This is a genomic window from Mesorhizobium sp. M0185, from assembly GCF_040322175.1.
Taxonomy (GTDB): Bacteria; Pseudomonadota; Alphaproteobacteria; order Rhizobiales; family Rhizobiaceae; genus Mesorhizobium.
In genome coordinates this window covers 68421-84350 of sequence record NZ_JAMYSY010000011.1, presented here as the reverse complement: position 1 = coordinate 84350, position 15930 = coordinate 68421, and the positions used below count along the sequence as shown (strand labels likewise).

Genomic DNA, 15930 nt, shown 5'->3' with positions numbered 1-15930 from the left:
TCAGGGCTCAGTCGAAGAACATGGCCGGCCGGTAATGTCGGATTTCGTCCCGACCAAGGAAAAAACAGTTCTCCAACGGGTGATTTCAAGTCAGCCCTTCTGGGTGATGATCGCGCTCATCGCGCTCGTCATGTTGATGACTGCGATGGAGCCGAGCTTCGGCACGTCTGAAAACGTCGCCAATGTGACGCGCAATTTCGCACCTTTCGGCATCATGGCACTTGGCATGACGATCGTCATCATCACCGGCGGTATCGATCTGTCGGTCGGCTCCGTCATGGGTCTCGTGGTCATCGTCGCCGGCCTGTTCCTCACCTGGCATTATCCCTGGTACGTCGCCTTCGCCATGGGCCTTTTCTCCGGTCTGGCCTGTGGCGCGGTCAACGGATTCTTTGTCGCCTATGTCGGGATGCCGTCCTTTGTGGTCACCCTCGGTATGCTGTCCGTCGCGCGCTCGCTGGCGGTCGTATTCTCGGCCAACCAGATGCTCTACCAGTTCGGGCCCGATGCTCCGATCGTGAAGGCAATCGGTCAGTGGAAATGGCCGCGGCATGGTCCGAACGACTGGGCACCGCATTGGATACCAGAACTGTCGTCACAATTCTGGACCATGGTGATCTTGGCCCTGATTCTCGGCTTCGTATTCAACTTCACAGCCTGGGCCCGGCATCTCTTCGCCATCGGCGGCAATGAGGAGGCGGCACGGCTCACCGGCGTTCCGGTCAACTGGATTAAATTCCAGGCCTATGTCTTCTCGGCTTTCACCGCCGCGCTCGCCTCGCTCCTGCTCCTTGGCTATAACGGCTCGGCCATCAATGCCATGGGCCAGGGCTACGAGCTGCGCGTGATCGCCGCGACAGTCATTGGCGGCGCCAGTCTCATGGGCGGCGCCGGCACGGCCTTCGGTGCGATCATCGGTTCGGCCTTCCTCGAGGTGATCAGGAATGCGCTGCTGATGGCCGGCATCGATTCAAACTGGCAGGGTGCCTTCGTCGGCGCCTTCATCGTTCTTGCGGTTCTCTTGGGCATGCAAACCGGCGGCAAATCGATTCTCGCCGCGTCGCTGGCAGTCTTGATGCCCAAAAAACGCCGCTAGAAACCCGCCGGCGGGAGGCTTGCGGGACATCACACCAAGGAGGAGAACGTCACATGAAAAAACATCTGCTCACGGCCGCCGTCGCGCTTGGCGCAATGGTGCTCGCCGTTTCCGGCGCCCAGGCGAAATACACCTTCGCCCTGGTGCCGAAGAACATGAACAATCCTTTCTTCGACCAGGCACGCGACGGCTGCAAGAAAGCCGAGGCCGAATCCAATGGCGCCGTGGAGTGCATGTATATCGGCCCCGGCGAGCATGGTGGTGGCGACGAGCAGGTGCAGATCGTGCAGGACCTCGTGGCCAAGAAGGTGGACGGCATCGCCGTGTCGCCATCGAACGCCGCGGCGATGGCGGTTGCGCTGCAGGCCGCCAAGGAAGCCGGCATCCCGGTCCTCACCTGGGATTCCGACCTCCTGCCCGAGAACAAAGATCTTCGCGTCGCCTATATCGGCACGCACAATTATGAGATCGGCGAGAACCTCGCCAAGCTTGTCATGCAGATCAAGCCCAAAGGCGGCACGATCTGCATCCAGTCCGGCGGCGCCGCGGCGGCCAACCACAACGAGCGCATGCAGGGCATTCGCGATACACTTTCGGGCACCAAATCGGCGGCCTCGCCCGGGGATCGGCTGACGGGCCAGAACGGCTGGACTGAAATCGAAGGCTGTCCGCTCTACACCAACGATGATTTCCCGCTTTCGGTGCAACAGTTCGAGGATATCATGGCGAAAAACCCGAACCTCGACGCATTCGTCCCGACCGGTGGCTTCCCGCAGTTCATTCCCGATGCCAACCGCGCCGCGGTCGCACCGTACAAGGACAAGATCGCCTCGAAAGCCCTGGCCCTTGTCGTTGCCGACACGCTTCCGGTACAGATCGACCAGATGAAGGAAGGTTTCTCCCTTGGCCAGGTCGGCCAGCGGCCGTTCGAGATGGGCTACAAGACGATGATGGCGCTGAAGGAAATGAAGGAGGGCAAGGCTCCGCCGGCCGACCCGACCTACACAGGCCTCGATGTCTGCACTCCGGAGACAGCCGACACTTGCGTCGCCAAATAGTGCTTTTGGGCGGGAGGAAACTCCCGCCCTTTTCATAGGGGATCTCAATGCCGGAATTGTTCTCGCTCAAGGGCCGTGTCGCATTGGTCACGGGTGCCTCGCGTGGTCTTGGTTTTGCCATGGCCAAGGCACTTGCGGAAAACGGCGCGACGGTGATCGTCAATGCGCGCGACATGGCCGCCCTTTCCGCGGCCGCCGAAAGGATCGGTGCAGAAGCCCTGCCGTTCGATGTCACCGACGCGGCGATCTCAAGGGCGTCGCTCGAAGGAATCGTCGAACGCCACGGCCGCCTCGATATTCTGGTCAACAACGCCGGCATCCAGCATCGGAAACCGCTGGTCGAATGGCAGGACGAGGATTTCAACCATGTGGTTGCCGTCAATCTGTCGGCTTGCTTCCGCATGATGCGCGACGCGGTGCGCCTGATGCTGCCAAACAAGTTCGGGCGCATAATAAACACCGGATCGGTCGCAGCGATCCTTGGCCGTCCCACCATTCACGCCTATGTGGCGGCAAAGGCGGGGCTGCACGGGCTGACACGCTCCACTGCCGCTGAGCTGGGCCGTCACGGCATCACCGTCAACGCGATCGCCCCCGGCTATTTCGCCACCGAGCTCAACACCGCACTTATGCGCGACGAGGCCTTCACCAAATGGGTCGAGGCACGAACCCCCGCGGGCCGCTGGGCCCAGCCTGAGGAGCTCGGCGGAGCCGTGGTGTTTCTCGCCTCCGACGCTGCCGCTTACGTCAACGGGCACGTGCTCGCGGTTGACGGCGGGCTATCGGTTTCCCTGTGATTTCAACCGGTGACACCGTGCCGGCAGGGCGTGCCTGCTAGCCGCCTGAAATGACGACTTGCTGCATCCGCTGCTGGCCCGGTCCCCTGCACGGACGCCGACGCCAGACGATTGGATGACGCGCCGTATTGCAGCCGCCGACTTTCGATTCGCAACGGGTTATTTCGACGTCCGGCGGCATCGATGCTTGATGCCGCCAATATTTCATTCCACACACCGGTCACGATGAGAGACGACATACGGGATCAGCGCCGGGTATTCGGGTGGGCCTTGCCTGCCTCCGCGGTCGTGCATTTGCTCGCCGCCGCGCTTCTTTTGTCCGCACTGCCGCTGTCGCCCCCGCAGCCGCAGAAGGAGCAGGCCATCGCAGTGGATATCGTGCCGCCGCCTAAACCGCCGGAAAAAACCAAACCTCCTTCCCCCGCTGAACCGCCCAAGCCGGAAAAGCAGCCGGAAGCCAAGGTCGAGACGCCGACGAGCCGTGAGGTCACCGCGCAGAGACCTGTCTTCCAATTCGGTGAGAAGGACGCCGGTCCTCGCAAGTCTCTGGACGGCAACAGTGCGGAGGATGGTTCGGAACAATCGCTAGCGCCGCAAGTTCCCAGTAACCAGGATCTTGCACAGCCACCTGCCGTGACAGCGGTCGAGGGGAAAGACCAGGCTCCGTCGCCTGGCGCATCCGGGCCGCCTAAGCCCAAGCCAGCGAACGTCAAGGAGCAAAAACCCTTGAAGCTTCAGCAAGCCAAGACGTTGTTCTCGGAAGCAGCAACCGGTGATCCGATAGCGACAAGCGCAATGGGCAATATACCCCGCCCCGTGCGGATCGGTCAGCTCTGCCTCACGGAATTGCGCGAACAGTTGCGCCGCGCCTCGCCCCCCTATTTTCCCGACCTCTTGCGTTCATTCAGGCTGAAGGAAGGCACTATCATGCAAGTTCCCAGGACCGCCTTCCGTGCCAACGGGCAGTGGTACGATTTGAGCTATCGTTGCGAGGTCGATCCGGACGCGACGAAAGTCATTTCCTTCGCCTTCCGTGTCGGAGATCCGGTGCCGCGCAGCGAATGGAAGCGCCGCGGGCTACCCGCCGAATAGGTGGTCGAGGCCACGGAGGCTGGCTGGCCGGCGCCATCAAATCCGGCCGGCGATGTCTTCGCGCGCTCCGGGCTGCCGAACCAACACGCGCGAAAAGTGGCTTTCGTCAGCGGCCGCCGAAGTCTAGCATACGGCTTTGGGAGGAGGCTTCGATGACTTCAAGTTTCAACGTTCATCATGCTGCCGGCTATGAGCAGCTCATGGGCCGCTGGAGCCAAAGACTCGCGCCGCTGTTCATCGACTTCGTGGGGCTTGCCGACGGCGAAAACATCCTCGACGTCGGTTGCGGTACCGGCAGCCTGACCTTCGCGCTCGTCAAGGCCGCTGACCTCGGCGAGGTCGCGGCGATCGACTTTTCGGCCGTTTTCGTCGAGGAGGCAATCCGGCGCAACACCGATCCGCGGATAAAAATCCGTCAGGCGGATGCCTGCGCCCTGCCCTTTGAGGATGGCGCGTTCGACCGTGCCCTGGCCCTGCTCGTGCTCCATTTCGTGCCCGAAGCCGGCAAGGCAGTCGCCGAGATGCGCCGCGTCGTGCGGCCGGGCGGCGTCGTCGCGGCGACGGTATGGGACCATCTCGGCGGCATGCCGGGGATGCGCATGATGATCGACACGGTGGCGGTGCTCAGTGAAGGCGGACGCCAGCTGCGTGCCCGCTATTGCACGCAGCCGATGATGCAGCCGGGTGAAATGAAACGGACCTTTGTCGAACAGGGTCTCCGCGACGTTACGGAAACCGAGTTGATGATCCGCATGAACTACCAAAATTTCGATGATTACTGGGCGCCGATTGCCGCCGGCGAAGGGCCGCTCGGCAAATATGTGGCCGCGCTCGACCCGGAAGAGCGGGCGCGCACCGACGCCGCCATGCGCGACGCTTACGAGGCCGGCCGGCCCGACGGCCCGAGGTCCTTTGCCAATGTCGCCTGGGCCTGCCGCGGCGTCGTTGCCTGACGTTGGCGCTAATGCATGCCGCGCAAAAAGCGCATCGCATGAGGCCGATCGAACGCGACGCGCTTTAGCCGATCCCGTAGACCAGCCCGACGCGGCCGTCCGAAAGCTGTTCGACCTTGCGCAGTTCGAGCCCACGACGATTTTTCGCCGTCCCAAACAGCGCCTTTCCGTCACCGGCGAGCAGCGGATAGACGATCAGCCTGAGTTCATCGACCAGCCCGGCATCGATAAGGCTCGCGGTAATTCGGGCGCCGCCCATAAGGTAGATGTCCTTGCCGGGCTGCTGTTTCAGCGCAGCGATATCCTCGAAATTCCGCACGAAGCGCGTCTTTGGCCAGGCCGCCGAAGTCATTGTGTTCGACAGCACATAATGCGGCGTCTGCGCGGCGAAGCTGGCCCATTCGAGCTCGGCCGGCTTCGGTAACTTGCCGGTCATCGGCAGCGGCTTGTCGGGCTCGTTCTGGATGGCGCTCCAGTAGCGCTCGTAGCCGGCATACATGACGCTGCCAAGCAGGCAAGCGTCGATTTGCGGCGTCAGGCCGTATTCGTCCGACCACGCGTCGACCCAATCGGCATAGCCCTCGGGCCCCTCCATCTTGCCGTCGACGGAAATTTTCATTCCAGCGATCAATTTGCGCATGACTTCCTCCATCAGGCTTGCCGGATGCAAGCACGTTTCATCGTTTCAGCGTTGCTTCGTGTTGCTGGCGGCGACCTCAGGGATGGCCGCCGCGAGTTACATCAGGCCGGCAGGCGGCGGTCGTATTCTTCCCGCAGGCGGCTCCAGCCGTGCCAGAACGAGGTCGGCGTCTTGCCCGCCAGGCGGGCGGCCAGCAGGTCGAGGTGTATGTGCCAGCCGGCCGTGATGTTGAGCTGGATTGCACGTTCCGGCAGGCGGCGATGAACGACGGTGAGCAGCACATCGTTACCCTTCGCCTCCAGCAAGAAGGAGACGCCGCCGGTGTTTCCCCATGTGATGGAAAGCTTGCGCGGCGGATCGAGTTCGGTGATCCGGCCCTCCATCCGATGCTCTTCGGGAAAGCCCGCGGGGCGCTGGCCAGGCGGGTCCGTCAGCTCGTCGTTACGCCAGACCAATTCGAACGGGCTGCCGGCCTTCATTTCCATCTGGCCCGCGGCCATCCATTGCCGGCGCAAGTCACTCTCGGTGAGATAGGCCCAGACGCGCTCGATGGGGCCGGGCAAGAGGCGCTGGATGGTGAACGTGGCGGGCTCGCTCAGCTCGCCATAGGCGTCGATGGTTCTCATCTGGCTCATTGCTCGTCTCCTTCTTTCGGGTTGGGCGATTTCCTGGACTTATCCTGGGCTTTGCGTGCGTCCTCTTCGCGAAGAAGGCGTTCGAGAACATCGAGACGACCGGTCCAGAAGCGCTCGTAGAAGCTGAGCCACTGATGGGCGCTGGCCAGCGGTCCAGGGGCTAGTCGGCACAGATGCGTGCGGCCCCTCACCTCTCGACGAATAAGCCCTGCGTTCTCCAGCGCCTTGATGTGCTTGGAGGCCGCCGCGAGCGACATCGGGAAGGGTTCCGCCAGCTGGCTTACCGTTTTCTCGCCATCGGCGAGATCGCGAAGCATGTGCCGCCGGGTGGCGTCGCCAAGGGCGTGAAAAACCGCGTCCATCTGGGGTGTCTCTAATTCAACCATGTAGTTGAATATAGACGCATGCATTGAGATAGTCAACCGTTTGGTTGAATAATTTATGTGAAGCGCCGCGGGGCCGTTTGCGCCGTCGAACGTGTCGACGTGACGGGAGATACGGACGCGCCCCGCGACAGTAAGGGCGAGGCCCTTATTTGCCGTCGAAGAAACTGTGGATCGCGGCTTCCAGCTTTTCGATAAGCTGAGGGTTGTGGCAGCTGCCAGCCCAGATCAGGGCGTTTAGCCTCATCTCTTTGTTGATAAAGCTCACTTTCCCAGAATCCAGCAGGTATTCCGCGATCTCGTAGTGCCGCCCCTTGATAGCCTCGATGAGCGCGTTGTTTCTCCCTGTCTTGTCGGTCAGATTTACTTCCGCGCCATTCTCCACGAGCAACTTGACGACTTCGAGATGCCCGTTCTTCGCCGCCTCGATAAGAGCCGTTCTGCCGTAGTAGTCAGCTCGCGCGTTGATCTCTATTTGGGGGTGTCTCACGAGGACTGCGATACACGCGTAATGTCCCTTGGCCGACGCAAGGCTCAAGGGCGTGCTCTTCCACTTGTTTCTGGCATTCACGTCGATTTCCGGGTCTTCGATCAGCGCCTCCACCACAGCTGTGCGGCCATTGAGGGCTGAAAGGTGAAGTGCAGACCAGCCGCCGTCGTCCGACTGATTGATGTCGGCGCCAGCCGCCAATTCCGATCGAACCGCCTCCGCATCGCCTTGTTCTGCCGCGACCAGCAGGGGCGACCAGTCTCTTGCCCCTTCGGCTTCCAAGCTGTTGGTCAACGCAGTCGCCTCCTCGGATAGTCCACAGAATACCACAGAATCCGCGATAGTGGGGTCGTCCTGTATAGAGTTCCCTGGAGTCCGTGGGTCACAGAGAGCTGTCGGCCCGAAGCGGAGGATCAGCGCTTCACGTCCGTCTCCTCACATTCTCCTGATATCGACTGGCTTTGGCGGCCATTCAGACTAGATAGAGCCTGCGCCGGGCGGAACGATGCAGAAGGACCTGAACATGCCTGAACAGATTACCCTGAATAGACCTGAACAAATCAGATTGAACGACGGCTCCGCCATTCCGCAAATCGGCCTCGGCGTGTGGCAGGTCGATCCAGCCATCACCGCCAAGGTGGTGCGCTGGGGAATCGAGGCCGGCTACAGGCTGATCGACACCGCCGAAGGCTATCAGAACGAGGAAGGTGTCGGGCAGGCGATCCGCTCGGCCGGCGTGCCGAGAAGCGAGTTGTTCATCACCTCGAAACTGCGCAACGGCGCGCATCAGCGCGACGCCGCCTTGCGCGCCTTCGACGAAACGATGAGCAAGCTCGGCATCGAACAGATCGACCTGTTCCTGATCCATTGGCCGGTGCCCAGCCAGGACAGATATGTCGAGGCCTGGAAGACGCTGATCGAACTCAGGCAATCAGGCCGGATCAAGTCGATCGGCGTTTCGAACTTCAACCAGGACCACCTCGAACGGATCATCGGCGAGACCGGCGTCACGCCGACCGTCAACCAGATCGAGCTCCACCCCCGCTTCCAGCAGCGTGACAAACGTGAATTCCACGACAGGCACAACATCCGCATCGAGAGCTGGAGCCCACTGGGCAGCGGCCGGCTGTTGAGCGATCCGACGCTTGAAAGCATCGCCAGGAAACACGGCAAGTCGGTGGCGCAGACGATCGTCAGGTGGCACCTTCAGGAAGGGCTGATCGTCATTCCAAAGTCGATCCACCAGGACCGCATCGCCGCCAATTTCGATGTCTTCGATTTCGAGCTGGAAGCGAAGGACCTCGAGCTTATCCGGGGCATGGATTCGCCCGACGGCCGCACCGGCCCGAACCCCGCTACAGCCGCATTCCTGTTCTGAGGGCCGACAGTGAAGCTGCCAATCTCCCCCCTTGTGGGGGAGATGTCCGGCAGGACAGAGGGGGGCGCTGTCCCGGCAGCGATCAAAACGACCCTTCCCGCTAGCTCATATCCCCGAGCCATCCACCAGCGGCACATCTTCGCCCTCCCAGGGGCTCGGCATCGATCCCTTGCTGAGATTGGCCGACGGCAGCGGCATCCAGCACTTCAGTTCGGGTTCGGCATATTCGACGATGCGTCCTGGAGACGAGTCGGAGGCGCGCCAGCCTTCGCTGCCGAACTGATCGGCGCGGGCCCAGTAAGCCATGTCGACCTCGGCCGGACCCTGCTCGGACGGCCGAACCGTGACAAGGATTCTGCTGCCGTCCCTTGGCGCGCTCGACATGTGGCGCCACTGACCGGGCTCGTCCATTGCATTTCCTCCTGCGATCTTCGCCTCGAACGGATAGTCGCTTCGCGTTCGGAAGTGGTCAACCTGAACTTTTTTGCCTGAGACAAAACCCCTGTCCGGTCGTCGCGGAACAAGTCATGGCACGCCGGGTTTGGGCAAGTTGTTGAAGGAAGCAAAATGAGACCAGCGCCGCGACCCATCCTTACCATTATTGCATGGCAGGCCGCGTCTTTCGTTCGCAACCCGGTCCGTTCGCAATGAGGCAGGCCGGTTCCGATCATTCCATCCCACCGAAGGAGGGCAAGGGCGGCATAGGACGAGCGCTCGGCCTCGGCCTGATAACAGGGGCGGCCGACGACGATTGTTCCGCTATAGGCACCTATGCAAGTGCCGGCGCCCGTTTCGGACCCGACCTGCTCTGGACGGCCCCGGTGACGTTGCCGATGATGTACGCGGTTGTCTATCTGTCGTCGAAGCTCGGCCAGGTGTCGGGGCGCGGATTGTTCCACGTCATCAAGGACTTCTACCCGCGGTGGCTGCTCTGGTCGGTGCTGCTGGGTGTGCTCGTCGGCAACACCATCGAGGCAGCGGCGGATCTTGGTGGAATGGCGGCGGCGATCAACATATTCGTGCCGCTTCCCATTCCGCTGATCGTGCTGTTCGTCGCCGCCCTCATCTTCGCCCTCCAGGTCTTCGGCTCCTATACTTTGATCCGCAACATCTTTCGCTGGCTGGCGCTGGCGCTGCTCGCTTATGTCGGTGCCGCCATTCTGGCCAAGCCGGATGCCGCGGCGGTGCTGCGCGGAACGCTGCTTCCCAGGATCGAATTCAACCGGGAGTTCCTGTCGATCCTGGTCGCCATCATCGGTACGACGCTGTCCGCCTATCTCTATACGTGGCAGTCCAATGAGGAGGTGGAGGAGGAGATTGCCCAGGGGCGCACAACGCTCAGCCAAAGGAAGGGCGCTACCGACAGCGAACTCCGCCGCTCGCGCCGGGACATCCTCATCGGCATGATGTTTTCAAATCTCATCATGTATTTCATCATCCTGTCGACGGGGGCGACGCTCTACAAGGCGGGGCATCACGATATCGACACGGCCGCGCAAGCCGCGGAGGCGCTGCGGCCGCTCGCCGGCCAGGCCGCAAGCGTTCTGTTCGCCGCAGGTGTGATCGGCGTCGGTTTCCTAGCGGTTCCTGTCATGACCACCGGCGCTGCCTATGACGTGGCACAAGCCATCGGCTGGAAAAACAGCCTGCACGCCCGGGCTCGAGAGGCGCCCAAATTTTACCTCGCCATCGGATTTTTTACGGCGATCGCCGCTGGCCTGAACTTTCTCGGCTTCAATCCGATGAAGGCGCTGGTCTGGTCCGGCATCGTTCAAGGCTTCTCGACACCGCCCTTGCTGCTGCTCATCATGCTGATGACGAACAGCCGCAGGATCATGGGCGATCAGGTTAACAGCCGCAGCACCAACATACTCGGCTGGGCAACGACCGTCGCCATCTTCTCGGCGACGATCGGCCTGGTGGCAACCTGGTTCATGTAAATCCGGCAGGACAAGGGACGCCGCCAGTTGGACTACCCGTTCCCGCTTGCGGATTGCCCCAGCTTTGCCGGCCTTGGAAACTCCACAACATCTCCCACCGGCCGCTTGTATTGCGCTGCGACAATTGCATCGATCAGGAGATCCAGAGCCGCACGAGCCGTGCGGCTCGTCTCGTCCTCGCCGCTCAAATAGTGGCAGGCTCGTTCAAGGTGCAGGTGTGCGGCGGCAAAGTCGCTTGTCATAGGCATCTCCCTGTTGCCCGCCCGCCGGCAAGATGACCGCCTCGATTTAGCTAAAAGCAAATATCCACAGCCGGATTTGAATCAAATTGGCCTGACTCACTGCATGCCGCGGAGCCACTCCAGCGCCGTGGCCTGTGCCTCGCTTGCATCCTCCCCGAGGACCGCTAGGCCGTCGAGGATCGTGGTATCGGGACATAGTTCCTCGACGTCGCGCCGGGAGCGTCCGAGGGCGACTTGCCTTATATGTCCGGCCGGCTTCATGCGCTCTGTCCGACGCGCTGCGCCATCGCGGCTGAAGGCGCTGTGGCGGGTTTTCAGCGCGCTGCGGCGCATTGAATGAACCAATTGTGGGCGATGTGCCGCAAACTCCGTTCGCCCAATGCGCTACTTTTGAAATTTTCTCACTCTCTTAATTCTACAAACTCTCTAGATTTAACATAGATCGCTAGACCCAAGATCTTAAAATAGAGCGCTTGAGAGGGAGCCAGGAATGTCGAAAAAGCTCGTGGTGGGGCTGTCGGGCAATTTGACCCGGCCCTCGAAGACCAAGGCGTTCGTCAGCCACATTGTCGGGCAGGCCGCCGAAAGCATCGGCGCGGCCTCGGCCGTCTTCGATATCGAGGATCTCGGCGCTTCCCTGCCGCAGGCAAGGCGCCTCGGCGACCTCGACCCGGCGGCGCGCAACATTGTCGAACGGCTGCTGGGCGCCGACATCCTGGTGGCCGGCTCGCCGACTTTCAAAGGCAGCTATACCGGGCTTTTCAAGCATTTCTTCGACCTGCTCGATCCGTCGTCGCTGAGGGGCAAGCCCGTCATTCTCGCCGCGACCGGCGGCGGCGAGCGCCATTCGCTGATCGTCGAGCACCAGTTGCGGCCGCTGTTCGGCTTCTTCGAGGCGCTGACCGTGCCGACCGCGATCTACGCCTCCGACAAGGATTTTGCCAATGGCGTGCTGGTGTCGGAAGCCATCCACGCCCGCGCCCGGCAGGCGGTCGCCGAGGCATGCCGTGTAACCGGGGTGCCCTACGGCGTCGGCCTTGCCGCCTGAACGCACCACTGACCCGAGATCCCCTCTCCGATCCGTCCAGGAGCACGCCGCGATGACCAGATCCACCAAATCCAGGCAAATCAAACTGGGCGCTTTCCTGCCCGGCGGCGGACAGCATATCGCCGCCTGGCGCCACCCCGAGGCGCCGGCCGACGGCGCCACCAATTTCGAGTTCCACAAGCAGCTCGCCCTGACCGCCGAGCGCGGCCTGTTCGATGCCTATTTCCTCGCCGACAATCTGACGGTCGGGCTCGGCGCCCGCGAAGGCGGCAATGCCAAGATCGCCGGCTTCGAGCCAGTGACGCTGTTTGCAGCGCTGGCGCCGCTCACCACGCATCTCGGCTTCATCGCTACCGCCTCGACCACCTACGAGGAGCCCTACACGCTCGCCCGCAAATTCGCCTCGCTCGATCATCTGTCGAATGGCCGCGCCGGCTGGAACGTCGTCACCTCGGCCGGCGACGAAACCGCGCGCAACTTCAATCGCGAGACGCAGCCTGCCCACGCCGAGCGCTATGCCCGCGCGCATGAGCATGTCGAGACGGTCAAGGCGCTGTGGGACAGCTGGGAGGACGATGCCTTCATCCGCGACAAGAAATCGGGGCGCTTCTACGACAAGGACAAGCTCCACGACATCGACCACAAGGGCGCGCATTTCAGCGTGAAAGGGCCGCTCAACGTGCCGCGCCCGGTGCAGGGGCACCCGGTCGTGGTGCAGGCGGGGCAGTCGGAAGACGGTCGCAAGCTCGCCGCCCACTCGGCGGAAGTCATCTTCACCGCCCATCAGAACCTGGCGTCGGCGCAGGAATTCTATCGCAATATCAAGGCGCGCGTGACGGCCGTCGGCCGCGATCCCGAGCAGGTGCTGATCATGCCCGGCGTGGCACCCTTCGTCGGCCGCACCGAAGAAGAAGCGCGCGCCAAGTACCAGCAACTGAACGATCTCATCCTGCCCGAAGACGGCGTCGCCCTGCTCAACGGGCTGGCCGGCCAGACGCTCGACATCACCGGCTATCCGCTCGATGGACCACTGCCGCCGAGCAAGGAGACCGAAGGCATGAAGAGCCGCCAGGCGCTGATCCGCCAGATTGCTGACGAGCACAACTTCACCATCCGACAGCTCTACCAATGGGTGGCAACGGCCCGCGGCCATTATACCGTCATCGGCAGCGCCACGCAGGTCGCCGATCAGCTGGAGGAATGGTTCGGCAACGAAGCCGCCGACGGCTTCAACATCCTGCCGCCCTGGCTGCCCGGCGGGCTCGACGACTTCGTCGAGCTGGTGATCCCCGAACTGCAGCGCCGCGGCCTGTTCCGCACCGCCTATGAAGGCAGGACCCTGCGCGAGAACCTCGGCCTCAGGCGGCCGGAAAACCCCTGGACCGCCGCCCGCTCGGCGGTGCTGGCCGCCGAATAATCCCGAGAAACCCGATATTTTCCAAGCAGGAGGCAACACGATGACCTTGCAGCACATCGAACAGGCCGCCAGCCTCGGCACGCCTGACAGCACGACAAGCCTCGGCACGGACTTCCTGCGCCTCGGTGGCCGGGCGGGCATCCGCTTCCTGTCGCGCTACGGCGTCCTCATCGCTTTCCTCGCAATCTGGCAAGTGTCGAGCAGCGCGGGCTGGGTCAACGCGGCCGTGCTGCCGCCGATCGACATGATTGTCGCGGCACTTTGGAAGGGGCTGGTCGGCGGCACTCTGCTCAGCGACATCGCCATCAGCCTGCAGCGCGCCGGTCTCGCTTTCGCGGCCGCCGTGCTGGTCGCCATCCCGCTTGGCCTGTTCATGGGTCAGGTGCGCACGGTCGAGACCGCGCTCGATCCCATCCTGCAGGTCTTCCGCCAGACCTCGGCGCTGGCGCTCTATCCCGTCTTCATCCTGTTGCTTGGGCTCGGCGAAGCCTCCAAGGTGTTCGTCATCTTCTGGGCGACGCTGTTCCCGTTGCTGCTCAACACCATCGGCGGCGTCAAGCAGGTCGATCCGAAACTGCTGGAGATGGCCCGCGTCTATGGTGCCAGGCAGCTCATCGTCTTCCGTCGCGTCGTGCTGCCCGGCGCCGTGCCGTCGATCTTCGTCGGACTGAGGCTCAGCGCCACCACGGCGCTGCTGCTGTTGATCGCTTCCGAAATGATCGGCGCCAACAAGGGCATCGGCTTCCAGGTGATGAACGCGCAATACAATTTCCAGATCCCGCTGATGTTTGCGGCAATCGTCATCCTCGCCGGCCTCGGCCTGATTGCAAACCAGGCGCTGGTCAGCCTGCAGCGCCGGCTCTGCCGCTGGAGCAATTCCGTCGACTGACCACCCGCCCTTACCAATCTCAACCAGGCCAGAACTCAAATCAGGAAAGACCCGGACCATGAAAATCTCCCGCCGTTCCCTGCTTGCTGGCGCGCCCTTCGCCGCCGGCCTTCTCACCGCCGGCCTGCCGCGCTTCGCCTTTGCCGAAGCGGCACCCGTCAAGTTCCGCTCACTCGCCAGCCGTGGCAGCATCTCTCCGCATGAGTTGGCCGCCGAGCTCGGCTATTTCAAAGGCCTCGGTATCGAGGTCGAGAATGTCGGCTATTCCGGCGGCGGCCCGGAATCATTGTTTGCGCTGGCCTCCGGCAGCGTCGATATCGGCTCGGCTGCAACCGCCGCCGTGATCAACTCGATCTCCGGCGGCAACGACTTCGTCGCCGCCTATCCGAGCAACGGCATCAACAGCAAGGTGCGTAGCGTCTTCTACGTGCTGGACGACAGCCCGATCAAATCGATCGCCGACATCGCCGGCAAGACCATCGCCGTCAACACGCTCGGCGCCCATCTCGACTACACCGTGCGCGAGGCGCTGCACAGCGTCGGCCTGCCGCCGGATGCCGCCAATCTCGTCGTCGTGCCCGGACCGCAGCTCGAACAGACCTTGCGCTCCCGTCAGGTCGACATCGCGGCGCTCGGCTACTGGCAGGCGACGTTTGCCGGCGCCCTCGTCGACAACGGCGGCGTGCGTGGCGTGTTCAACGACACCGACGTGCTGGGCGAGCTGGCCGGCGGCTTCGTCGTGCTCAGGCGCGACTTCATCGCCGCGCATCCCGACGCCGCCCGCAATTTCGTCGAACAATCGGCGCGCGCCTCCGACTGGTCGCTGCAGAACCCCGACGAAGCGCGCAAGGTGCTGGCAAATATCCTCGACAAGCGCGGCGAGAACGGCGAGCTGGCGCGTTACTGGACCGGCTTCGGCCTGCGCCAGGGGGCCAAGGCGACGGACCGCGACATCGACTTCTGGGTCAGCGTGCTCGAGCGCGACGGCCGCCTGCCAAAGGGCAAGCTGAAGGCAGCGGACATCCTCTACCGGCCGGGCGAAACCAAGACCAACTGACAAAAGCAACCGACCAACCAGTTGGGAGACGCGCGCGATGAGCAGCACAAGCGGCGGTCAGGTCAGCATACGCGACCTGTCCAAATCGTTCAGCATCAGTGGGCGCTCGCTCGCCGTGTTGAGGACCCTCAACCTCGACATCCGCTCGGGCGAATGCCTTGTCATCGTCGGCGCCAGCGGATCGGGCAAGACCACGCTGCTGCGCATACTTGCCGGGCTGGAGGCCGCCGACAGCGGCGGCGTCGCTATCGACGGCAAGCCGGTGCACGGCGTCGGCGCCGAGCGTGCGGTGATTTTCCAGGAGCCGCGCCTGCTGCCCTGGCTGACCGTGCTCGGCAATGTCGCCTTCGGTCTCGAAGTGCGCGGCGTGCCGAAGGCGGCGGCCGAGGAAAGGGCGCACTTCTATATCGCGCTGGTCGGCCTCGCCGAATTCAGCGATGCCTTTCCCCGGCAGCTATCGGGCGGCATGGCACAGCGCGTCGGCATCGCCCGCGCCTTGACCGTGCAGCCCGAAATCCTGCTGCTCGACGAGCCGCTGGGCGCGCTCGACGCGATGACCAAGATCGGCATGCAGGAGGAACTGGCGCGCATCTGGAGCGAGGAGAACGTCACCATGGTGATGGTGACGCACGACCTCGAGGAAGCGATCTACCTTGCCGACCGGGTACTGATCCTGCCCAAGGAGAAAGGCGGCGCGGCGCGGCTGATCGACATCGACCTGCCCCGCCCGCGCGAGCGCAGCGAAAGCCGCTTCGTACGTTACCGCGAGGAACTGCTGCGCGAATTCGGCCTGCACTGAAAGCCGCCTAAGATCC

General features: G+C 62.9%; 17 protein-coding genes. 12 read left to right on the top strand and 5 right to left on the bottom strand.

Going from position 1 to position 15930, the window contains the following annotated elements; genetic code table 11:
• Positions 1–34: 34 nt before the first annotated feature.
• The 5 genes from NKJ20_RS11650 to NKJ20_RS11630 all read left to right on the top strand — a co-directional run bounded on the left by NKJ20_RS11650 (position 35) and on the right by NKJ20_RS11630 (position 4996).
• Positions 35–1096: an ABC transporter permease gene (locus NKJ20_RS11650; protein ID WP_352451445.1), complete on the top strand. Its 1062-nt coding sequence runs from the start codon at positions 35–37 to the stop codon at positions 1094–1096.
• Positions 1097–1149: 53 nt separating this feature from the next.
• A complete protein-coding gene (locus NKJ20_RS11645) occupies positions 1150–2154 on the top strand; it encodes a sugar-binding protein (RefSeq protein ID WP_023677316.1) in 1005 nt (334 codons plus the stop codon).
• A 47-nt stretch (positions 2155–2201) separates the two neighbouring features.
• Positions 2202–2951 (top strand): glucose 1-dehydrogenase, encoded by a 750-nt coding sequence (locus NKJ20_RS11640; RefSeq protein ID WP_352451446.1) that lies wholly within the window; start codon positions 2202–2204, stop codon positions 2949–2951.
• A gap of 183 nt (positions 2952–3134) precedes the next feature.
• Positions 3135–4043 carry a DUF930 domain-containing protein gene (locus tag NKJ20_RS11635; protein WP_352744142.1) on the top strand — a complete coding sequence of 303 codons (909 nt, stop codon included), beginning with the start codon at positions 3135–3137 and terminating at the stop codon, positions 4041–4043.
• A 152-nt stretch (positions 4044–4195) separates the two neighbouring features.
• A complete protein-coding gene (locus tag NKJ20_RS11630; RefSeq protein WP_352451448.1) occupies positions 4196–4996 on the top strand; it encodes a class I SAM-dependent methyltransferase in 801 nt (266 codons plus the stop codon).
• Positions 4997–5060: 64 nt separating this feature from the next.
• Here NKJ20_RS11630 and NKJ20_RS11625 read toward each other — a convergent pair whose 3' ends face one another.
• The 4 genes from NKJ20_RS11625 to NKJ20_RS11610 all read right to left on the bottom strand — a co-directional run bounded on the left by NKJ20_RS11625 (position 5061) and on the right by NKJ20_RS11610 (position 7438).
• Positions 5061–5636, bottom strand: coding sequence for a dihydrofolate reductase family protein (locus tag NKJ20_RS11625; RefSeq protein ID WP_352451449.1), 576 nt, complete (start codon positions 5634–5636; stop codon positions 5061–5063).
• A gap of 101 nt (positions 5637–5737) precedes the next feature.
• Positions 5738–6271: an SRPBCC family protein gene (locus NKJ20_RS11620; RefSeq protein ID WP_352744140.1), complete on the bottom strand. Its 534-nt coding sequence runs from the start codon at positions 6269–6271 to the stop codon at positions 5738–5740.
• Complete coding sequence (locus NKJ20_RS11615) at positions 6268–6657, bottom strand: ArsR/SmtB family transcription factor (protein ID WP_352744234.1); 390 nt, start codon at positions 6655–6657, stop codon at positions 6268–6270. Before NKJ20_RS11615 ends, NKJ20_RS11620 begins: the two co-directional genes overlap by 4 nt.
• Positions 6658–6802: 145 nt before the next feature.
• Complete coding sequence (locus tag NKJ20_RS11610; protein ID WP_352451451.1) at positions 6803–7438, bottom strand: ankyrin repeat domain-containing protein; 636 nt, start codon at positions 7436–7438, stop codon at positions 6803–6805.
• Between the two features lie 229 nt (positions 7439–7667).
• Here NKJ20_RS11610 and NKJ20_RS11605 point away from each other — a divergent pair, with 229 nt between their 5' ends.
• Positions 7668–8522, top strand: coding sequence for an aldo/keto reductase (locus NKJ20_RS11605; protein WP_352451452.1), 855 nt, complete (start codon positions 7668–7670; stop codon positions 8520–8522).
• Positions 8523–8627: 105 nt separating this feature from the next.
• Here the strand turns inward: NKJ20_RS11605 and NKJ20_RS11600 are convergent, their stop codons facing one another.
• Positions 8628–8933, bottom strand: coding sequence for a hypothetical protein (locus tag NKJ20_RS11600; RefSeq protein ID WP_023677305.1), 306 nt, complete (start codon positions 8931–8933; stop codon positions 8628–8630).
• A 236-nt stretch (positions 8934–9169) separates the two neighbouring features.
• Between NKJ20_RS11600 and NKJ20_RS11595 the strand changes: the two genes are divergently transcribed.
• The 6 genes from NKJ20_RS11595 (at position 9170) to NKJ20_RS11570 (ending at position 15914) form a co-directional block, all read left to right on the top strand.
• Entirely contained in the window at positions 9170–10462 is a 1293-nt protein-coding gene (locus NKJ20_RS11595; RefSeq protein WP_352744138.1) for an Nramp family divalent metal transporter, read from the top strand.
• Positions 10463–11194: 732 nt separating this feature from the next.
• Complete coding sequence (msuE, locus tag NKJ20_RS11590) at positions 11195–11752, top strand: FMN reductase (RefSeq protein ID WP_023677302.1); 558 nt, start codon at positions 11195–11197, stop codon at positions 11750–11752.
• A gap of 52 nt (positions 11753–11804) precedes the next feature.
• Positions 11805–13169 (top strand): LLM class flavin-dependent oxidoreductase, encoded by a 1365-nt coding sequence (locus NKJ20_RS11585; RefSeq protein WP_352744136.1) that lies wholly within the window; start codon positions 11805–11807, stop codon positions 13167–13169.
• Positions 13170–13209: 40 nt separating this feature from the next.
• On the top strand, positions 13210–14058 hold the full coding sequence (locus NKJ20_RS11580; protein ID WP_352744134.1) for an ABC transporter permease: 849 nt from the start codon (positions 13210–13212) through the stop codon (positions 14056–14058).
• A 58-nt stretch (positions 14059–14116) separates the two neighbouring features.
• Entirely contained in the window at positions 14117–15115 is a 999-nt protein-coding gene (locus tag NKJ20_RS11575) for an ABC transporter substrate-binding protein (RefSeq protein WP_352617202.1), read from the top strand.
• Between the two features lie 37 nt (positions 15116–15152).
• A complete protein-coding gene (locus NKJ20_RS11570; RefSeq protein ID WP_352451457.1) occupies positions 15153–15914 on the top strand; it encodes an ABC transporter ATP-binding protein in 762 nt (253 codons plus the stop codon).
• Positions 15915–15930: the final 16 nt, after the last annotated feature.

Coding starts and splice junctions, on each gene's coding strand:
- NKJ20_RS11640 (WP_352451446.1), top strand. CDS start 2,202: ATGCCGGAATTGTTCTCGCTCAAGGGCCGTGTCGCATTGGTCACGGGT.
- NKJ20_RS11595 (WP_352744138.1), top strand. CDS start 9,170: ATGAGGCAGGCCGGTTCCGATCATTCCATCCCACCGAAGGAGGGCAAG.
- NKJ20_RS11620 (WP_352744140.1), bottom strand. CDS start 6,271: ATGAGCCAGATGAGAACCATCGACGCCTATGGCGAGCTGAGCGAGCCC.
- NKJ20_RS11625 (WP_352451449.1), bottom strand. CDS start 5,636: ATGCGCAAATTGATCGCTGGAATGAAAATTTCCGTCGACGGCAAGATG.
- NKJ20_RS11650 (WP_352451445.1), top strand. CDS start 35: ATGTCGGATTTCGTCCCGACCAAGGAAAAAACAGTTCTCCAACGGGTG.
- NKJ20_RS11615 (WP_352744234.1), bottom strand. CDS start 6,657: ATGGTTGAATTAGAGACACCCCAGATGGACGCGGTTTTTCACGCCCTT.
- NKJ20_RS11580 (WP_352744134.1), top strand. CDS start 13,210: ATGACCTTGCAGCACATCGAACAGGCCGCCAGCCTCGGCACGCCTGAC.
- NKJ20_RS11630 (WP_352451448.1), top strand. CDS start 4,196: ATGACTTCAAGTTTCAACGTTCATCATGCTGCCGGCTATGAGCAGCTC.
- msuE (WP_023677302.1), top strand. CDS start 11,195: ATGTCGAAAAAGCTCGTGGTGGGGCTGTCGGGCAATTTGACCCGGCCC.
- NKJ20_RS11605 (WP_352451452.1), top strand. CDS start 7,668: ATGCCTGAACAGATTACCCTGAATAGACCTGAACAAATCAGATTGAAC.
- NKJ20_RS11600 (WP_023677305.1), bottom strand. CDS start 8,933: ATGGACGAGCCCGGTCAGTGGCGCCACATGTCGAGCGCGCCAAGGGAC.
- NKJ20_RS11645 (WP_023677316.1), top strand. CDS start 1,150: ATGAAAAAACATCTGCTCACGGCCGCCGTCGCGCTTGGCGCAATGGTG.
- NKJ20_RS11635 (WP_352744142.1), top strand. CDS start 3,135: ATGCTTGATGCCGCCAATATTTCATTCCACACACCGGTCACGATGAGA.
- NKJ20_RS11585 (WP_352744136.1), top strand. CDS start 11,805: ATGACCAGATCCACCAAATCCAGGCAAATCAAACTGGGCGCTTTCCTG.
- NKJ20_RS11570 (WP_352451457.1), top strand. CDS start 15,153: ATGAGCAGCACAAGCGGCGGTCAGGTCAGCATACGCGACCTGTCCAAA.
- NKJ20_RS11575 (WP_352617202.1), top strand. CDS start 14,117: ATGAAAATCTCCCGCCGTTCCCTGCTTGCTGGCGCGCCCTTCGCCGCC.